This is a genomic window from Dokdonella sp. (assembly GCF_017744955.1).
Lineage (GTDB): Bacteria > Pseudomonadota > Gammaproteobacteria > Xanthomonadales > Rhodanobacteraceae > Dokdonella_A.
Genome location: NZ_JAGIAG010000005.1, coordinates 149,142 through 167,991, shown reverse-complemented (window position 1 = coordinate 167,991; position 18,850 = coordinate 149,142). Strand labels below are relative to the sequence as shown.

13 protein-coding genes are annotated in these 18,850 nt (G+C 68.3%); all 13 read left to right on the top strand.

The features are described 5' to 3' along the window. Positions 1-95 precede the first annotated feature (95 nt). On the top strand, positions 96-1,571 hold the full coding sequence (locus tag J7520_RS12715; protein WP_291188797.1) for a transglutaminase domain-containing protein: 1,476 nt from the start codon (positions 96-98) through the stop codon (positions 1,569-1,571). 35 nt (positions 1,572-1,606) lie between these two features. Beyond that, a complete protein-coding gene (locus J7520_RS12710; protein WP_291188795.1) occupies positions 1,607-4,591 on the top strand; it encodes a TonB-dependent receptor in 2,985 nt (994 codons plus the stop codon). A gap of 519 nt (positions 4,592-5,110) precedes the next feature. Then, complete coding sequence (gene lysA, locus J7520_RS12705) at positions 5,111-6,409, top strand: diaminopimelate decarboxylase (protein ID WP_291188793.1); 1,299 nt, start codon at positions 5,111-5,113, stop codon at positions 6,407-6,409. After that, entirely contained in the window at positions 6,406-7,611 is a 1,206-nt protein-coding gene (locus J7520_RS12700; protein WP_291188791.1) for a dipeptidase, read from the top strand. Before lysA ends, J7520_RS12700 begins: the two co-directional genes overlap by 4 nt. Beyond that, complete coding sequence (locus J7520_RS12695) at positions 7,608-9,155, top strand: serine hydrolase domain-containing protein (protein WP_291188789.1); 1,548 nt, start codon at positions 7,608-7,610, stop codon at positions 9,153-9,155. Before J7520_RS12700 ends, J7520_RS12695 begins: the two co-directional genes overlap by 4 nt. 301 nt (positions 9,156-9,456) lie before the next feature. Continuing rightward, positions 9,457-10,509 (top strand): serine hydrolase domain-containing protein, encoded by a 1,053-nt coding sequence (locus tag J7520_RS12690; protein WP_291189082.1) that lies wholly within the window; start codon positions 9,457-9,459, stop codon positions 10,507-10,509. Positions 10,510-10,593: 84 nt separating this feature from the next. Then, a complete protein-coding gene (gene rfbB / locus J7520_RS12685; protein WP_291188787.1) occupies positions 10,594-11,652 on the top strand; it encodes a dTDP-glucose 4,6-dehydratase in 1,059 nt (352 codons plus the stop codon). 245 nt (positions 11,653-11,897) lie between these two features. Continuing rightward, entirely contained in the window at positions 11,898-12,785 is an 888-nt protein-coding gene (rfbA, locus tag J7520_RS12680; RefSeq protein WP_291188785.1) for a glucose-1-phosphate thymidylyltransferase RfbA, read from the top strand. Then, entirely contained in the window at positions 12,782-13,342 is a 561-nt protein-coding gene (gene rfbC / locus J7520_RS12675; protein WP_291188784.1) for a dTDP-4-dehydrorhamnose 3,5-epimerase, read from the top strand. The genes rfbA and rfbC overlap by 4 nt, the downstream gene beginning before the upstream one ends. A gap of 28 nt (positions 13,343-13,370) precedes the next feature. Further along, complete coding sequence (locus tag J7520_RS12670) at positions 13,371-14,054, top strand: phytanoyl-CoA dioxygenase family protein (RefSeq protein WP_291188782.1); 684 nt, start codon at positions 13,371-13,373, stop codon at positions 14,052-14,054. 3 nt (positions 14,055-14,057) lie between these two features. After that, the gene (gene rfbD / locus J7520_RS12665; protein ID WP_291188780.1) at positions 14,058-14,990 is read left to right on the top strand and encodes a dTDP-4-dehydrorhamnose reductase; all 933 of its coding nucleotides are present in this window, start codon (positions 14,058-14,060) and stop codon (positions 14,988-14,990) included. Between the two features lie 348 nt (positions 14,991-15,338). Beyond that, positions 15,339-16,775, top strand: a complete 1,437-nt coding sequence (locus J7520_RS12660; protein WP_291188778.1) for a mannose-1-phosphate guanylyltransferase/mannose-6-phosphate isomerase — start codon at positions 15,339-15,341, stop codon at positions 16,773-16,775. 68 nt (positions 16,776-16,843) lie between these two features. After that, complete coding sequence (locus J7520_RS12655; protein ID WP_291188776.1) at positions 16,844-18,850, top strand: S9 family peptidase; 2,007 nt, start codon at positions 16,844-16,846, stop codon at positions 18,848-18,850.

Sequence of the window (18,850 nt, the reverse complement as noted above, 5' to 3'; positions counted from 1 at the left end):
GATGATTCCTTCCGAAGTTCGTCGAAGCATAAATTATTGACCGGCGTTTGCAAGCGTGTTACACAGCCGGCGAAACGTCGATGGGGGAGTTTCGAATGGAAAGCGCGCGGTCGCCGCATGCAGCCCTCGCGGGCCGCCGCCGATGGGCGACGGGGACGTGGGTGCTGATCTGCGCGCTCGCGGCGTCGACGGCGTCGGCCTCCGGCGACGTCGATCTCGCCGCCGCGCGCGTCGACGCCGGCCAGTTCGCGGCGGCCGAAAGCGGCATCGCCGCGGCGCTCGCCGTCGCCGATCTCGACGCCGACACGCGCCGCGCGCTCGAATTCCAGCGCGAGCGCATGCGCCGCATCCGGCTCGATTTCACGCTCGACGCCGAGGCTTTGAAAGCGCGCGTGCGCGAGTCGATCGCGGATCTGACCGAAGCCCAATTCGCCGACTGGGATGCGCGCGGCCTGTTCGAATCGCAGCTCATCGACGGCCGCATGCTCTACTTCAACCGTGCGCCGTCGAACCTGTTCCGCCTGAGCCGCGAAGCGCTCGCGCGGCGCAAGCCGCAAAAACCGCTCGTCGACGGACCGATGGAGCACGCCAACGCGCACCACGCGGAAGTGCGCGCCGCCGCGCTCGCCGGCGGCGTCGACAGCGTCGCGCCGCGGCGCGTGCGCGTGAAGCAGTCGTTGACCGTGCACGCCGACGCGGTGCCGGCCGGCGAACGGGTGCGCGCGTGGATTCCGTATCCGCGCGCGATCGCCGGCCAGCAGGACGGCATCCATTTCGTCGGCAGCGAGCCGGCGAAGCACCAGGTCGCGCCGGAATCGGCGCTGCAACGCACGGTATACTTGGAAAAGCGCGCCGTCGCCGGCCGGCCGACCGAGTTCGCGGTCCGCTACGAGGTGACGGTGCACGCGCGCTACCACGCGATCGACGCGGACAAGGTGCAGCGCGCGCCGGTCACGCCGGAACTCGCGCCGTTCGTGGCCGAGCAGCCGCCGCACATCGTCTTCACCGAGGCGATGCGCCTGTTCTCGCGGCAGGTCGTCGGCGAGGAGACCGACCCGTGGCGCATCGCGCGCAAGCTCTACGCGGCGGTGGACCAGGTGCCATGGGCCGGCGCGCGCGAGTATTCGACCATCGGCAACATCGGCGACTACGCGCTGCACGCAGGTCACGCCGACTGCGGCCAGCAGACCCTGCTGCTGATGACGCTGCTGCGCATGAACGGCATTCCTGCGCGCTGGCAGTCGGGCATGGTCTATTCCGACGGCGACTACGACAACCTGCACGACTGGGGACAACTCTACGTCGCGCCCTACGGCTGGATTCCGATGGACGTGACGTTCGGCCGCCTCGACGGCGCCGATCCCGCCGTCGCGGATTTCTACCTCGGCGGCCTCGACGCCTACCGCCTCGCGTTCAACGACGACTGGGGCCGCGACTTCGTGCCGCCGAAGACGCATTTCCGTTCCGACACCGTCGACTCGCAGCGGGGCGAGGCGGAGTGGCGCGGCGGAAATCTGTACTACGACCAGTGGGACTACCACTTCGAAGCGCGGGTCGAGCGCCCGCGATGAGCACCACGACGACGAGAACGGGGGGAGAAATCGCCATGACCACATCCATTCGCACGCCACGCCGCACGGCGCTCAGTCTCGCGCTGGGCCTGTACCTGTCCTTCGCCGCGCTGCCCGCGCTGGCCGGCAACAACGACGGCTCGATCGTCGGCCGCACCGAGGCGGGCGCCGTGGTGACGGTGTCCAGTCCCGCCACCGGCCTGACCCGCACGGTCACCGCCGACGACAAGGGCAACTATCGCTTCCCGTTCCTGCCGATCGGCGACTACACCTTGCAGGCATCCAAGGACGGCAGCGCGATCGGCTCGCCGACCGACGTCAAGGTCAGCCTCGGCAACGCCACCACGATCAACCTCGGTTCGGAGAACGCGGTCAATCTCGAAGGCATCACGGTGACCGCCTCGACGGTCGCCGCCGCCGTCGACGTCACCTCGGTCGAAAAGGCGACCAACGTCACGCGCGAGGAACTGCGGCGCCTGCCGGTCGACCAGAACATCACTTCGGTCGCCGTGCTCGCACCCGGCGTCAACAAGGGCAACGCCTCGTTCGGCGGCATCTCCTTCGGCGGTTCGTCGATCGCCGAGAACTCGATCTACGTCAACGGGCTCAACGTCACCGACTTCTACAACCGCAACGGCTTCTCCGAAGCGCCCTTTGCGTTCTACCAGGAGTTCCAGGTCAAGACCGGCGGCTACTCGGTCGAGTTCGGCCGCAGCACCGGCGGCGTCATCAACGCGGTCACGCGCTCGGGCACCAACGACTTCCACTACGGCGCCGAACTGACGTACGAGCCGGACGACTGGCGCTCGGCCGCCAAGGACCGCTACCGCGACGGCGAACGCTACCTCGCCGCCAGCCGCGACGAGGAGTCGCTGACCAAGCTGAACCTGTACGCCTCCGGTCCCCTGATCAAGGACAAGCTGTTCTTCTTCCTGATGTACGAAGGCCGCGACAACCGCCCGAAGAACACCAACAACGACGGCACCACGTTCACCTCGAACGCGTCCGACACCGGCTTCTGGGGCGCCAAGATCGACTGGCACATCAACGACCGCAACCTGCTCGAACTGATGGCGTTCTCGGACAAGAACAGCAACACCGGCGACGTCCACGACTACGACTTCGACGCGCACCGGCGCGGCCCGAAGACCGACGAGGTCTACACCGACGCCGGCGGCAGGAACTGGAACCTGACCTGGACGTCGTACCTCACCGACGACCTGTCGATGAAGCTGATGTACGGCAAGAACGAGCGCGACAACTTCAACCGCGCGCTCAGCGACCTGGAATGCAATCGCGTCGCGGCCGCCACCTCGATTCCGTCGCCGGGCGTGCCGCTCGGCTGCACGACGAGCAGCTCGATCGAGAAGCGCATGGACGAGCGCGAGGCGGCGCGCGCCGATTTCGAATGGACGCTCGGCGACCACCTGTTGCGCTTCGGCGTCGACCACGAGAAGAACACGTCCGACTACAAGCGCCGCTACCCGGGCCCCGGCTCGTTCTACTACAACGTCTACGCCGGCGACGCCGGCGACACGATCGAGAACGGCGGCGTCATCCCGGCCGGCTACCAGGGTTACGTGCGCGCGCGCCGCTACGAGATCGCCGGCAACTTCGAGTCCACCGCGCAGGCGTACTACCTCGAGGACAACTGGTCGCTCACGCCGAACCTGCTGCTCAACGCCGGCGTGCGCTTCGACGCGTTCGACAACAAGGACAGCGCCGGGCGCAGCTACATCAAGATGGACGACATGGTCGCGCCGCGCATCGGCTTCTCCTGGGACATGCGCGGCGACGGCACCACCAAGCTGTTCGGCAACCTCGGCCGCTACTTCCTGCCGGTCGCCAACGTCATCAACATCAAGCAGGCCGGCGGCCTGCTCGACGAACGCACCTTCTACGCCTTCGACGGTTACGAGATCGTCGAGCGCAACGGCTCGCGCTACGCGATGCCGCGCCTCGGTCCGCAGATCGGTCCGGTCGACACCTCGCAGGGCAACGGCACCGTCGGCGACCTGCGTTCGGAAGTCGACCGCAACATGGACCCGGTCTACCAGGACGAGATCATCCTCGGCTTCCAGCAGATGCTCGACGACAAGTGGTCGTGGGGCGTCAGCGGCACGCACCGGCGCCTGCACAACGCGATCGACGACATGGAGATCAGCGCGACCGGCCGCTGCGGCGGCGACGGCTATATCGGCTGGGTGATGGCCAACCCGGGCAAGAAGGTCACGGTCTGGGGCGACACCGACTGCGACGGCCAAGCCGACGGCTGGGTCAACGTCGACACCTCGCGCGAAGGCTGGGCGATGTACGACAGCGAAGGCAACTACATCGGCCAGCGCGGCTGGGTGAAGCCCAAGCGCCGCTACTCCGCGCTCGAATTCCAGATCGACCGCGCCTGGGACGGCCAATGGGCGTTGAACGCGTCGTACACGCTGTCGTGGAGCCGCGGCAACGCCGAGGGCCCGGTCAACTCCGATACCAACTTCGACGACACCGGCCGCACCGAGAACTTCGACAATCCGTGGGTCAACTTCGGCGGCGACGGCTATCTGCCCAACGATCATCGCCATCAGATCAAGGCGCGCGGCAGCTACGCGCTCGGCGAGCACTGGCGCCTGGGCGGCGACTTCGTGGCGCTGTCCGGCGGGCCGATCACCGGCTTCGGCGTCGGCAATCCGTTCGACGCGACCAACTACCACAGCTACTACGTCTGCGTGCAGAACTGCGACGGGCCTTCCGAAGGCCGCGTCTACGCGCGTTCGCCGCGCGGCAAGTACGGCCGCATGCCGTGGACCTACAACCTCGGCGCCAGCATCGCCTACACGCGCCCGGTCGGCGACGGCAAGCTGATGGTCAAGTTCGCGGTCTACAACCTGGTCAACCAGCAGCGCACGGTGGCGGTGGACCAGGATCTGCAGACGACGATCTCCAACTCGACCAATTCGGACTTCCGCTTGCCGCTGCGTTTCACCTCGCCGCGCTTCGCGCAGCTGACGGTTGCGGTCGATTTCTGATCCAGTGCGCGTAGCACCATGCTTCATACCCTTGCTTTCCCTTCCCCCGCTTGCGGGGAAAGGTGCCGAAGGCGGATGGGGGAAACCCGGAGTGAAGCGCTGCACTCCGATTGCCCTCACCCAACCCTCTCCCGCAAGCGGGAGAGGGGAAAGCAGGTACGACTTCCTTCCTCATCTCGCTCTCCCTTCCCCTGCTTGCGGGGGAAGGTGCCGAAGGCGGATGGGGGAAGGCCGGAGTGAGGCGCTCCACTCCGATTGCCCTCACCCAACCCTCTCCCGCAAGCGGGAGAGGGGAAGGCAGGCACGACTTCCTTCCTCATCTCGCTTTCCCTTCCCCTGCTTGCAGGGGAAGGTGCCGAAGGCGGATGGGGGAACCCGGAGTGAAGCGCTTCACTCCGATTGCCCTCACCCGGCTGCGCTTTCCGCGCTCCGCAACTCGCCAGCGCATCCCCGCGCTGGCTCTCAGCCACCGGAGGGTGGCTTCGACCTCTCCCGCAAGCGGGAGAGGGGAAAGCAGGCATGACCCTCTCGGAGTTCGAAACCGTGGCTGACGCCGCTGCCGTCGCCAGCCAAGATCCCGAGTCTCTCTTCGAAGGTGTCGACCCCGCCGCGCTCGCCGACCGCGTCGGCACGCCGTTCCACGCCTACTCGGCGGCCGCGATCCGGCGCCGCATCGCCGAGCTGCAGCAGGCGCTGCAAGGGCTCGACGCGCTGGTGTGCTTCGCGGTCAAGGCCAACCCGAACCGCGCGATCCTCACGCTCGTCGCCGACGCCGGACTCGGTGCCGACATCGTCTCGGGCGGCGAACTGCGGCGCAGCCTGGAGGCCGGCATCGCGCCGAAGCGCATCGTGTTCTCCGGTGTCGGCAAGAGCGAGCAGGAGATCGACGCGGCGCTGGCCGCCGGCATCGCGCGCTTCAACCTCGAATCGCGCGACGAGCTGGAATGCCTCGACCGGCTCGCGCGCGAACGCGGCGTGGAAGCATGCGCCGCCGTGCGCATCAATCCGGACGTCGACGCCGGCACGCACGAGAAGATCTCCACCGGGCGCGCCGAGAACAAGTTCGGCGTCCCGATCGACGAAGCGCGCTGCTGGTTCGCCGAGCGCATGCGCCATCCGAACGTGCGCCTCGACGGGCTGCACGTGCACATCGGCTCGCAGATCCTCGACCTGGAACCGTTCCGCCGCGCGTTCGCGCGCGTCGCCGCGTTCCGCCGCGAACTCGCCGCCGCGGGCCACGCGATCGCCAGCATCGACGTCGGCGGCGGCTTCGGTGTGCGCTACCGGAACGGCGAGAGCAGGCTCGACGCGCAGGCCTGGGCCGGTGTCCTGCGCGAGGCGTTCGCCGACTACGACGGCCGCTTCGTCGTCGAGCCGGGCCGCTGGCTCGTCGCCGAGGCCGGGCTGCTGCTGACGCGCGTGCTGCGCGTCAAGCGCGGCGTCGAGCGCGACTTCCTCGTGCTCGACGCGGCGATGAACGACCTCGCGCGGCCGAGCCTGTACGACGCCTGGCACGAGATCGTGCCGCTGCACGGCGCCGCGCGCGCGATGCGCCGCTACGATGTGGTCGGTCCGGTCTGCGAGACCGGCGACACCTTCGCGCGCGACCGCCTGCTGCCGGAATGCGCGGCGGGCGACCTGGTCGCGATCCTCGGCACCGGCGCCTACGGCGCGTCGATGGCTTCGACCTACAATTCACGGCCGCTGGCGGCCGAAGTGCTGCTCGACGACGGCCGCTACTCGATCGTGCGGCGACGCCAGAGCTACGAAGAAATGACCGCCGGCGAGAGTGCCGGCGAGGACTGGACCACGCCATGACGCCATCGATCCGCTTCTTCGCCGCCTGCGCGCTGGTCTGCCTGCTCGGCGCGTGCGCCGCGCCGGGCGCGAGGACGCCGCTGACGCTCGACACGCACGTCGACATCCCGCTCGCCTACATGCACGAGGCGCGCTTCGACGTCGGCACCGACACCGCGCTGAAGGTCGATCTCGGCAAGATGCGGCGCGGCGGGCTCGACGCGGCGTTCTTCGTGATCTTCGTCGAGCAGGGACCGCTGACCGCGGACGGCTACGCGAACGCGGTCGCCGAGGCGGAAAGCAAATATTCCGGCATCGAGGCGATGCTCGCGCGCTATCCCGAGCGCATCCGCCTGGCGACCACGCCGGACGAGGTGCTGCGCAACCGCGAACGCGGCCTGCTGTCGGCGATGATCGGCATCGAGAACGCGTATTCGCTCGGTCACGATCTCGCGCGCGTCGACGCCGCGTACCGGCGCGGCGTGCGCTATCTCGGCCTGGTCCACGTCGGCGATAACGACCTGTGCACGAGTTCGCTGCCGAACCTCGAACTCGGCGAACGTCCGGACAGCGGTGTCGGCCTCAGTGCGTTCGGGCGCGAGGTGGTGCGGCGCGCGAACGCGCTCGGCATGATGGTCGACGTCTCGCACGCCTCCGACGACTGCGTGCGCGACACGCTGGCGGCGTCGACGGCGCCGATCATCGCCTCGCATTCCTCGGCGCGCGCGCTGCTCGACCATCCGCGCAACCTGCCCGACGACCTGCTGCGCGCGATCGCCGCGAAGGGCGGCGTGATCCAGGCCGTCGCCTACAAGGAATTCCTGAAAAGCGATCCCGCGCGCAAGCAGGCGGAGAAGGATCTGGAAAAGACGGTCGCGCGCGCGGCCGGCGACGAGGAATTCGACGGCGAGAAGCACGAAGCGCGGCCGGAATGGATCGAAGGCATGCGCCGCATCGACGCGCAGTACCCGTTGGCCACGCTCGACACCTTCCTCGACCACGTCGCGCATATCGCCGAAGTGGCCGGCATCGACCACGTCGGCATCGCCTCCGACTTCGACGGCGGCGGCGAGGTGACCGGCTGGCGCGACGCCTCGCAGACGCGCAACGTGACGGAAGGCCTGCGCCGGTGCGGCTTCGGCGAGGCCGAGATCGCCAAGATCTGGAGCGGCAATCTGCTGCGCACCTGGCGCGCGGTCGAGGCCGCGGCGGCGGCGCCATGAAGCGCGCGGTCTGGATCCTCGCAGGATTCGCGCTGGGTGTCGCCACCGCGCATGCAAGGGACACGGCGTTCTACGATCGCGCCTTCGAACAGACGATGGCGCGCTACCACTTGCCCGGCCTCGCCGTCGGCGTGATCGAGGACGGCAAGGTCGTCTACCTGCGCACCGGCGGGGAAACCGTCGCCGGCTCGGGACGGAAGATCACGCCGCGCACCTTGTTCAAGATCGCCTCGAACAGCAAGGCGATGACGGCGGCCACGCTCGCGCGCCTGGTCGAGGCCGGCAAGCTCGCCTGGGACGATCCGGTCGTCAAGCATCTGCCGACGTTCCGCATGCACGACGAGTGGGTCGGGCGGAACATGACCGTGCGCGATCTCCTGATCCACAACAGCGGCCTGCCGGAAGGCGCCGGCGACCTGATGCTGTGGCCGGAACCGAACGCGTTCACGCGCGCCGACATCGTCGCGGGACTGTCGCATCTGAAGCCGAAGTACGGCTTCCGCGCCGGCTACGCCTACGACAACCTGCTCTACGTCGTCGCCGGCGAAGTCGCGGCCGCGGCGGGCGGTGCGAGCTACGAGGAACTGGTGCGACGTGAGGTGTTCGCGCCGCTCGGCCTCGGCTGTCGCGTCGGCGAATGGAAGCGCGAGGCGGCCGACGATCTCGCGCAGCCGCACATGCGCAAGGACGGCCGCAACGTCGTGCTGAACGGCGACGACGCGATGGTGCCGGCGATTACCTCGGCGGCGGCCGGCGGCATCCGCTGCAGCCTCGAGGACATGCTCGCCTGGGCGCGCAACTGGCTCGTGCCCGACGAGAAGCAGAGGCAGTGGCTGCCCGACGCGCAGCGCCGCGCGCTGTGGACGGCCTACACGCCGATGCCGATTTCCGAACGCCGCCGCACGCGCGACCGCACGCACTTCTTCGCCTACGGCCTCGGCTTCCGGCTCGCCGACGTCGACGGCGAATGGAGCGTGTCGCACACCGGCACGCTGTCGGGCATGTACTCGATGATGAGCCTGCTGCCGGACCGGCGTTCCGGTTTCGTGCTGATGATCAACGGCGACGGCGGCGCGGCGCGCGGGGTGCTCGGCGAGGTGCTGCTGAAGCACTTCACGGCGCCGCAGCGCAAGCTCGGCGTCGCCGCGCTGGCCGACGAGCAGGCACGCGAAGCCGCGGCGAAACCGGCGGCGCGGCGCCTGCCCGATACGAGCGCGCGTGTCGCGGCGACGCCCGATTCGATGCGCGCACGCCTCGGCGTCTGGCGTGACGCGTGGTTCGGTCGCGTCTCGCTGTGCGCCGCGGACGGTGGCGTGCGCTTCGCGGCGGAGAAGTCGCCGCGGATGACCGGCAAGGTGATGCGCGTCGGCGCGCGCGAGCTGGTGCAGTGGGACGACGCCGGCGTCGATCCCGAAGCTTGGCTCGATTTCCCCTACGCGCAGTCGATGACGATGGCGAAGGTCGATCCCGACGGCGACTTCAGTTCGGACTACGAGGATCTCGCCTTCGTGCGCGAGGGCGATTGCGCGGGAGAAGGGCGATGAGGTGCTTCCGTCGCGAAGGAATCGAGCAACGACTGCATGGCCGGGAGGGCCGAACCGTCATTCCGACGTCATGCCCCGCGAACGCGGGCATCCATGCAAGAGGACGTCGATGGCGATGGTTCGCTTCAGCGCGGTGGCTAGTCCTTCGATGGTCGAGGAGCGTATGGATATGACGGTCGAGGCGGAAGTCTCCTGCGGAAGGTCGTCGCGGCTTTGCCTTCTGCTCGTCGCCTTCGCGGCATTGGCTGGCTGCGCCGGGGGAGGAAACGCCGTGCGCGCACCGGACGCGATCGACGATCTCATGCGTGCCTACCAGGGCCGGGTTCCGGGCGCCTCGGTGCTCGTGCTGCGCGACGGCGAGACCGTCGTCCGCCGTAGCTACGGCTATGCCGATCTCGAGCACGGCGTCGCCGCAACGCCGGCGACGGACTACCGCCTCGCTTCAGTCAGCAAGCAGTTCACGGCCGCGGCGATCCTGCTGCTGGCCGAGGACGGCAAGCTCGGTCTCGACGATCGCGCGCGCCGCTGGCTGCCGACGCTGCCCGCCGCCGCGGAGCCGATCACGATCCGCCACCTGCTGACGCATACCGGCGGCCTGATCGACTACGAGGACCTGCTGCCGCAGGCGCCGTCGGCGCCGCCGCCGCCGAGCACCGGCGCGCTGCCGCCGGCCAGCGCCGAAGTGGTCGAGGAGTCTGACCGGCAGCTGCGCGACGCCGACGTGCTGCATCTGCTCGAACGCACTGATCGGCTGTACTTCGCGCCGGGGACGGCGTACCGCTACAGCAACGGCGGCTACGCGATGCTGGCGCTGATCGTCGAGAAGGCGGGCGGCGTTCCGTACCAGGACTTCCTGCGCGAGCGCATCTTCGCGCCGCTCGGCATGCGCGGCACGCTCGCGCGCGTGCACGGCGGCGCGCCGGTGCCGCACCGCGCATACGGCTACGCCGAGGAGGGCGGACGCTGGCTGCGCACGGACCAGAGTTCGACCTCGGCCGTGCTCGGCGACGGCGGCGTCTATTCGTCGATCGACGATCTCGCGCGCTGGGACGCGGCATGGTACGACGACCGCCTGCTGAAGGACGCCTCGCGCCGCGCCGCGCTCACGCCGTGGACCAGGACCGACGAGGCGGACGTCGAGTACGGCTACGGCTGGCGCATCACCGGCGAGACCGTATGGCATTCCGGCGAGACGATCGGCTTCCGCAACGTCGTCGTGCGCTGGCCGCAGCGTCGCGTGACCGTCGTCGTGCTGACCAATCGCAACGATCCGGAGCCCTACCGCGTCGCATTGGCGATCGGGCAGCGTTTCCTGAACGAACCGGCCGTGCGAGCGCGGCCGGATTCGCCTTGAACGCATGCTCCGGGTAGGATTGACTAGCTGAGGGCCGGTTTACCGGCCTTTTTTGTGGGCGGCTTTCGGAGTGCGACCAATCTCGTGAAGACCCTACTCGTCACCGGCGGCGCCGGTTTCATCGGCGGCAATTTCGTCCTCGACACGCTCGCCGCCGGCGGCTGGCGCATCGTCAATCTCGACGCGCTGACCTACGCCGGCAATCGGGATACGTTGGCCGCGGTCGAGGATCGCACCGACTACGCGTTCGTGCACGGCGACATCGGCGACGCCGACCTCGTGCGTCGCGTCCTGGCCGAGCACCGACCCGACGCGGTGGTGAATTTCGCCGCCGAATCGCACGTCGACCGTTCGATCGACGGGCCGGCCGCCTTCGTGCAGACCAACGTGGTCGGCACCTTGAGCCTGCTCGAATGCGTGCTGGCGTACTGGCGCGCGCTGCCGGAGGAGCACCGCGGCGCGTTCCGCTTCCTGCACGTGTCGACCGACGAGGTGTACGGCTCGCTCGGCGCGGAAGGGCGCTTCACCGAGGAATCGCCGTACCAGCCGAACTCGCCGTACTCGGCGTCGAAGGCGTCCTCCGATCATCTGGTGCGCGCGTTCCACCACACCTACGGCCTGCCGACGCTGACGACGAACTGCTCGAACAACTACGGGCCGTTCCAGTTTCCGGAAAAGCTCATTCCGCTGATGATCCAGAAGGCGCTCGCCGGCGAGGCGCTGCCGGTGTACGGCGACGGACGCAACGTGCGCGACTGGCTCTACGTCGGCGATCACGTCACCGCGATCCGGCGCGTGCTCGAAGCCGGCCGCGTCGGCGAGGTCTACAACGTCGGCGGCGACGCCGAGCGCGAGAACATCCACGTCGTGAAGACGATCTGCGCGCTGCTCGACGAGCGCCGGCCGCTCGACGGCGGACGTCGTCGCGAATCGCTGATCCGCTACGTGAAGGACCGTCCGGGCCACGACCGCCGCTACGCGATCGACGCTTCCAAGCTGAAGCGCGAGCTCGGCTGGAGCCAGCGCGAATCGTTCGAGACCGGCATCGCGCGGACCGTCGACTGGTATCTGGCCCATCAGGACTGGGTCGGGCGCGTGCTCGACGGCAGCTATCGCATGGAGCGTCTCGGGGCGACGAATTGAAAAGCGTTTGACGCGGATCGACGCCGATGGACACGGATGAAAAATAAGCGCTCTATCCGTGTTCATCGGCGTCGATCCGCGTCCAAGCCTCTGGCTGTCGCACGGGCGTTTCGGCGCGACGAATCGAAGAGCGTTCGACACGGCGCGATGCGAATGAACACGGATGGAGTTTTCAATTTGCCTCTTCCTATCTGCGTCCATCCGCGTCGATCCGCGTCCCAATCCTTCCCGCAAAGGACCCTGCCATGACGCAACGACGCGGCATCATTCTCGCCGGCGGTTCCGGCACGCGGCTCTACCCGCTGACGCAGGCGGTCAGCAAGCAGCTGCTGCCGGTGTACGACAAGCCGATGATCTACTACCCGCTGTCGGCGCTGATGCTGGCTGGCGTGCGTGAGGTGCTGGTGATCAACACGCCGCACGAGCAGGCCTTGTTCGAGCGCCTGCTCGGCGACGGGTCGCAATGGGGCATGTCGATCCGCTACGCGGTACAGCCTTCTCCGGACGGTCTGGCTCAGGCGTTCCTGATCGGGCGCGACTTCGTCGCCGGCCAGCCGAGCTGCCTGATCCTCGGCGACAACATCTTCTACGGCCACGGCCTGACCGAGCAGCTCGCCGCGGCCGACGCGCGCGCGCGCGGCGCGACCGTGTTCGGCTACTGGGTACGCGATCCGGAGCGCTACGGCGTGGCCGAGTTCGACGCGCGCGGCAAGGTCGTCGGCCTGGAGGAAAAACCCGCTGCGCCGCGTTCGCACTGGGCGGTCACCGGACTGTATTTCTACGACGGCCGCGTCTGCGATTTCGCCGCGTCGTTGAAGCCTTCGCCGCGCGGCGAACTGGAGATCACCGATCTGAACCGCTGCTACCTCGACGATGGTTCCCTGATGCTGGAAAAGCTCGGCCGCGGCTATGCCTGGCTCGACACCGGCACGCACGAGTCGTTGACCGAGGCGTCGAACTTCATCGAGACGATCGAGAACCGGCAGGGACTGAAGGTCTGCTGCCCGGAGGAAATCGCCTGGGAGAACGGCTGGATCGATTCCGAGCAGGTGCTGCGCCTGGCCGAGCCGCTGGCCAAGAACGGCTACGGACGTTATCTGATGCAGATGGTCAAGCAGGGCAGGGTCTCGTGAAGATCATCGAAACCGATCTGCCGGGCGTGGTCGTGATCGAACCGGCCGTGTTCGGCGACGCGCGCGGGTATTTCTACGAAAGCTTCAACGCGCGCAAGTTCGCCGACGCCGGCCTCGACCTGCGCTTCGTGCAGTCGAACGTGTCGCGTTCGGCGCACGGCGTGCTGCGCGGCCTGCACTACCAGTGGCCCAATCCGCAGGGCAAGTTCGTCAGCGTGCTGGAAGGCGAGGTCTACGACGTCGCCGTCGACATCCGCGCCGGCTCGCCGACGTTCGGCCGCTGGGCCGCGGCGATCCTGTCGGCGGAGAACAAGCGCCATTTCTGGATTCCGGAAGGCTTCGCGCACGGCTTCGCCGTGCTGTCCGACCATGCGACCTTCGCGTACCAGTGCACCGCGCTGTACGACGCCGCGGCCGACGCCGGCGTGCGCTGGGACGACGCGGCGATCGGCATCGACTGGCCGATCGCCAAGCCGACGCTGTCGGACAAGGACGCCAAGGCACCGTTTCTCGCCGATGTGCCGCGCGCGAAGTTGCCGACGTATCCCGCAACGTGATGGGACGGTGTCGGTGCGGGCGCCCTTCGTGATCGACGCTCGCCGGTCATTCGACGCGGACGGTTACGTCGTGCTGGCGCCGATGGTTTCCGACCTGGTTTGCGACGATCTTCTGAGGATCGTCGAGGCGAGTGCGCAGCTGCGGCGGGCGGGATCGCGGCGCCTGCTCGACATAGCGGAGGTCGCCGACGTCGCGCGAGCCTTGCGTGACGATCCCGTACTCGCCGATCTACTTCCACCTGCTGCCGTCGCGGTGCAATGCACCTTGTTTTCGAAGGATGCGCGGTCGAACTGGTCGGTCGCTCCGCATCAGGATTTGAGCGTTCCGGTGTCCGCTCGCATGGATGCCGTCGGCTGGACGGGATGGTCGCGAAAGCAGCAAGTATGGTTCGTGCAGCCGCCCGCAACGATCCTCGAAACGCTGATCGCTGTGCGCCTGCAGCTCGATCCGGTGGATGCTTCCGGCGGACCTCTTCGCGTAGTGCCCGGTTCGCATCGCCGTGGCCGCCTCACTATGGAAGCACTCGCGCGCATGGCCTCCACGCGGATGGCTCCGTGCCTCGTCGAGCGTGGCGGCACGCTCGTAATGAAGCCTCTGCTGGTACATGCTTCGGGTAGGGCGACCGCCGTGTCGGCACGGCGCGTGTTGCACTTTCTGTACGGTCCGGCGCAGTTGCCCGACGGCCTGCGCTGGGCCAATGCGATTCATTGAGCCATGAAACGAATCCTGATTCTCGGCGCCAACGGCCAGGTCGGCCATGAACTGCTCGATGCCTTGAAGCCGTTGGGCGAAGTCCTTGCAGCGACTCGCGACGGTACGTTGGCCGACGGCGCACCTTGCTTGCGTGCGGATCTCGCCGATGCGGCGTCGCTGCGCGAAGCGCTCGAAGCGGCGCGCGCCGACGTCATCGTCAACGCGGCAGCCTATACCGCCGTCGATCGCGCGGAAGACGAGCCGGAACCGGCCGATCGCGTCAATCACCGCGCGCTCGGCGAGATCGGCGACTGGGCGAGAGCGCACGGCGCGCTGGTCGTGCATTACTCGACCGACTACGTGTTCGACGGCAGCGGCACGCGCCCGTATCGCGAGGACGATGCGACCGCGCCGCTCGGCGTCTACGGTCGCAGCAAGCTGGCCGGCGAGGTCGCCTTGCGCGCGAGCGGTGCCGAGCATCTGATTTTCCGCACCGCCTGGGTCTACGCCGCGCACGGACACAACTTCCTGCGCACGATGCTGCGTCTGGGCGCCGAGCGCGAGGAGTTGTGCGTGGTCGCCGACCAGGTCGGCGCACCGACGCCGGCGCGCTGGATCGCGCGCACCACCGCCGCGGCGATCGAGCGGCGGCAGTCGGCGGCACCTGAAGCGCGGGGCGCGCTGAGCGGCGTCTTCAACCTCGTCGCCGGCGGCCACTGCAGCTGGTTCGAATTCGCCGCGGCGATCCTGGGCGAGGCGGCCGCGCGCGGCTTGATCGCGCGGGCGCCGCGCGTGCTGCCGATCGCCACGGCCGACTATCCGACGCGCGCGCGGCGGCCGGCCTACTCGGTGCTCGACTGCGCCAGGCTGAAATCCGCATTCGGGCTAGAATTGGCGGATTGGCGCGTGGGTGTGGACGACGTTCTCGGCGAAATCGCCGCGAGTTCCGGTTAGGACTCCCGCTCTTTTTTCCTTCTCCCGCTCGCGGGAGAAGGTGGCCCGAAGGGCCGGATGAGGGGAATCGAAGCGGAGCGCTTCACGCCGATCTCCCTCACCCGCGCCTATGGCGCGACCTCTCCCGCAAGCGGGTGAGGTGACGAGGGGCCTGGACATGAGATTTCCCTTCTCCCGCTCGCGGGAGAAGGTGGCCCGAAGGGCCGGATGAGGGGAATCGAAGCGGAGCGCTCCACTCCGATCTCTCTCACCCGCCCCTATGGCGCGACCTCTCTCGCGAGCGGGAGAGGAAAGGCCATGCGCGCATCTGACGAAAATGCCCTAGCGATGGGGAACGGAGAGTTGGCAATGTTGGTACCCGTAATCCTTTCCGGCGGCGCCGGCACCCGTCTGTGGCCGGTGTCGCGCAGCGCCTATCCGAAGCCGTTCATGCGCATGGGCGACGGCGAGTCGCTGCTGCGCAAGACGCTGGATCGCGCCCTGCGCCTCGCCGAAGGCGGTCCGGTGCTGACCGTGACCGGTCGCGACTACTACTTCCTGACGCGCGACGAGTACGCGCAGCACGCGCAGGCGGATCTGGATCGCCTGCCGTTCCTGCTCGAACCGGCCGGGCGCAACACCGCGCCGGCGGTGGTGCTGGCGGCGCTGTACGCGCGCGAGCACGTCGGCGCCGACGCGACCTTGCTGATCCTGCCGGCCGATCATCTGATCCGCGATCTCGACGCCTTCGTCGCCGACGCGAAACGCGCCGCTGCGCTGGCGCAGGACGGCTGGCTGGTGACGTTCGGCATCCGGCCGACGCATCCGGAGACCGGTTTCGGCTACGTGCGCATGGGCGAGGCGATCGCCGGTCGCGAAGGCCGCCAGGTCGGCGCCTTCGTCGAGAAGCCGACCCGCGAAGTGGCCGAGAGCTACGTCGCCTCGGGCGACTACGTCTGGAATTCCGGCATGTTCTGCTTCCGCGCCGACGCGCTGCTGCAGGTCGCCGCCGAGGTCTGTCCAGACGTGTTCGCCGCCGCGCAGGCGTGCCACGCGCAGGCGACCAGCCACGAGAGCCCGGTCGAGTACGCGCGCGAAGCATTCCTGGCGCAGCCGGACATCTCGATCGACTACGCGATCATGGAGCGCGCGCCGAAGGTGGCGGTGGTGCCGGCCGCGTTCGACTGGAGCGACATCGGCTCGTGGAAGGCGATCAGCGACCTCGAAGCGGAGGCCGACGGCGACGGCAACCGCGTGCGCGGCCAGGCGATCGTGGTCGAGAGCGAGAACTGCTACATCCAGTCCGACGCGCGCATGGTCGCGGCGGTCGGCGTCAAGGACCTGGTCATCGTCGACACCGGCGACGCGGTGCTGGTCTCGCATCGCGAGCGCGCGCAGCAGGTCAAGCTGGTGGTCGAGCGCCTGCGCGCGGTCAACCACGCCGCCGCCAGCGTGCACCAGACGGTGCATCGTCCTTGGGGCAGCTACACCGTGCTGGAGGACGCCGACGACTGCAAGGTGAAGCGCCTGACCGTGAAGCCGGGCCAGGTGCTGTCGCTGCAGCTGCATCACCGCCGCAGCGAACACTGGACCGTCGTGGAAGGCACGGCGAAGGTGCGCGTCGGCGAGAAGGAATTCCTGCTTCATCGCAACGAGTCGACCTACATCCCGATGAACACCGTGCACCGGCTGGAGAATCCGACCGACACGGATATTCACCTGATCGAGGTGCAGTGCGGCGATTACTTCGGCGAGGATGACATCGTGCGTCTGGAAGACCGCTACGGACGCGTCAAGACGACCTGAAGCGCGCGAGGTACCCGCGAGGAAGCGGGCTTCGTGCGCATGGAAGCGGTCGACGAGGGGAGGGTGAAATGAAACGGATGCTTTTCGTAGCGCTGGCGTTCGCGCCGGCTTTCGCGTGGGCCGAGGAAAAGACCGGGGCGCCGGCTGCGTCGCCGGCGCAGGTCTCGATCGAGGATTTCGTCAAGAAGCCGGACTTCGAGGAGATGGCGATCTCGCCCGGCGGGCAGTACCTCGCGGTGAAGGTGCCGTTCGAGGACACGACGGTGCTGTTCGTCATCGACCGCACCAAGAACCAGCGCACGGCGAGCATCCGCGCGGCGGCGAACAACGTCGTCGACCAGTTCTGGTGGGTCAACGAGACGCGGCTGGTGGCCTCCGTGGCCGAGCAGCTCGGCGGCATCGACGCGCCGCGGCCGAACGGCGAGCTGTACGCGATCAACGCCGACGGCAGCGGCTCGATGCAGCTGTTCGGCTACCGCGGCGCCGAGGATGTCGGTTCGCACATCAAGCGCGGCGGCGAGAAGCGCTACGCCAGCGCGTTCTTCATCGACCGCATCCCGGGCGACGACAAGAACATCCTGGTGCAGACCTTCGACTGGCAGAACAGCGAAGGCGCGCCGCCGAGCGTCGAGATGCTCGACGTCTACACCGGCAAGACGCGCCGCGTCGGCGTCGGCCCGAAGGCGGGCGCGGAGTTCGTCGCCGATCATCGCGGGCGGGTCCGCGTCGCGGTCGCGCCGGACGAGAACCTCAATTCCGTGCTCTACGTGCGCGGCGAGGAAGGCGGCGAATGGCAGGTCTTCAACGATCCGAAGACCAGCAAGATCTACATGACGCCGCGCATGTTCGCGCGCGACAACCGGCATCTGTACGCGACCGTGTCGCGGCCGAACAAGCCCGACGCGCTGTACCGCGTCGACCTGGACGGCGAAACGAAGGAGCTGCTGTACGAAGGCGGCGCGAATCCCGGCCGGCTGCTGCTGACGCCGGACGAGCAGGACGCCTACGGCGTGGTGACGTACGACGGCAAGACGGCCTTCCACGTGTTCGACGCGAATTCGCCGCATGCGCGCCTCGCGCTGGCGACGCAGAAGGCGTTCCCGGGCCAGGCCGCGCTGTTCGGCAGCTTCGCCGAGGACGGCAAGTTCGGCCTCGTGCACGTCTTCAGCGATCGCAATCCGGGCGATTTCTACCTGTTCGACACCACCAAGAAGAATGCCGAATACATCGGCAGCGCGCGCAAATGGATCGACCCCGAGCGGATGGCGGCGATGCAGCCGATCCAGCTGAAGGCCAGCGACGGACTCGAACTCGCCGGCTATCTGACCCTGCCGCACGGCAGCGACGGCAAGAACCTGCCGCTGATCGTGAACCCGCACGGCGGCCCGCACGGGCCGCGCGACGTGTGGGGCTTCAATCCGGAGGTGCAGCTGCTCGCCAGCCGCGGCTACGCCGTGCTGCAGCTCAATTTCCGCGGCTCCGGCGGCTACGGCGCCGACTTCGAGCGCGCCGGCTACAAGCAATGGGGCCTGCGCATGCAGGACGACCTGACCGACGCGACGCGCTGGGCGGTGCAGCAGGGCTACGCCGATCCGAAGCGGCTGTGCCTCTACGGCGCCAGCTACGGTGGCTACGCCGCGCTCGAAGGCGTCGTGCGCGAGCCGAAGCTGTATCGATGCGCGATCGGCTACGTCGGCGTCTACGACCTCGGTCTGATGTATCGCGACGGCGACATTCCGCGCAGCCTGTACGGCAAGCGCTACCTGCAGAAGGTGCTCGGCACCGACGCGGCCGACATGCGCAATCGTTCGCCGGCCGGCAACGTCGATCGCATCGAGGCGGCGCTGATGCTGGTCGCCGGCGGCCGGGACGAGCGCGTGCCGATCGCGCAGGCGGATGCGCTCAAGGAGGCGCTGGATCGCCGCAAGTATCCCTACGAGTGGCTGCTGAAGGACAAGGAAGGGCACGGCTTCTACCGCACCGACAACAACGTCGAGCTGTACACGAAGATGCTCGCCTTCCTGGATCGCAGCCTCGGCAAGGGCGGCCGGGACGCCGCGGGCGTCGCGCCGTAG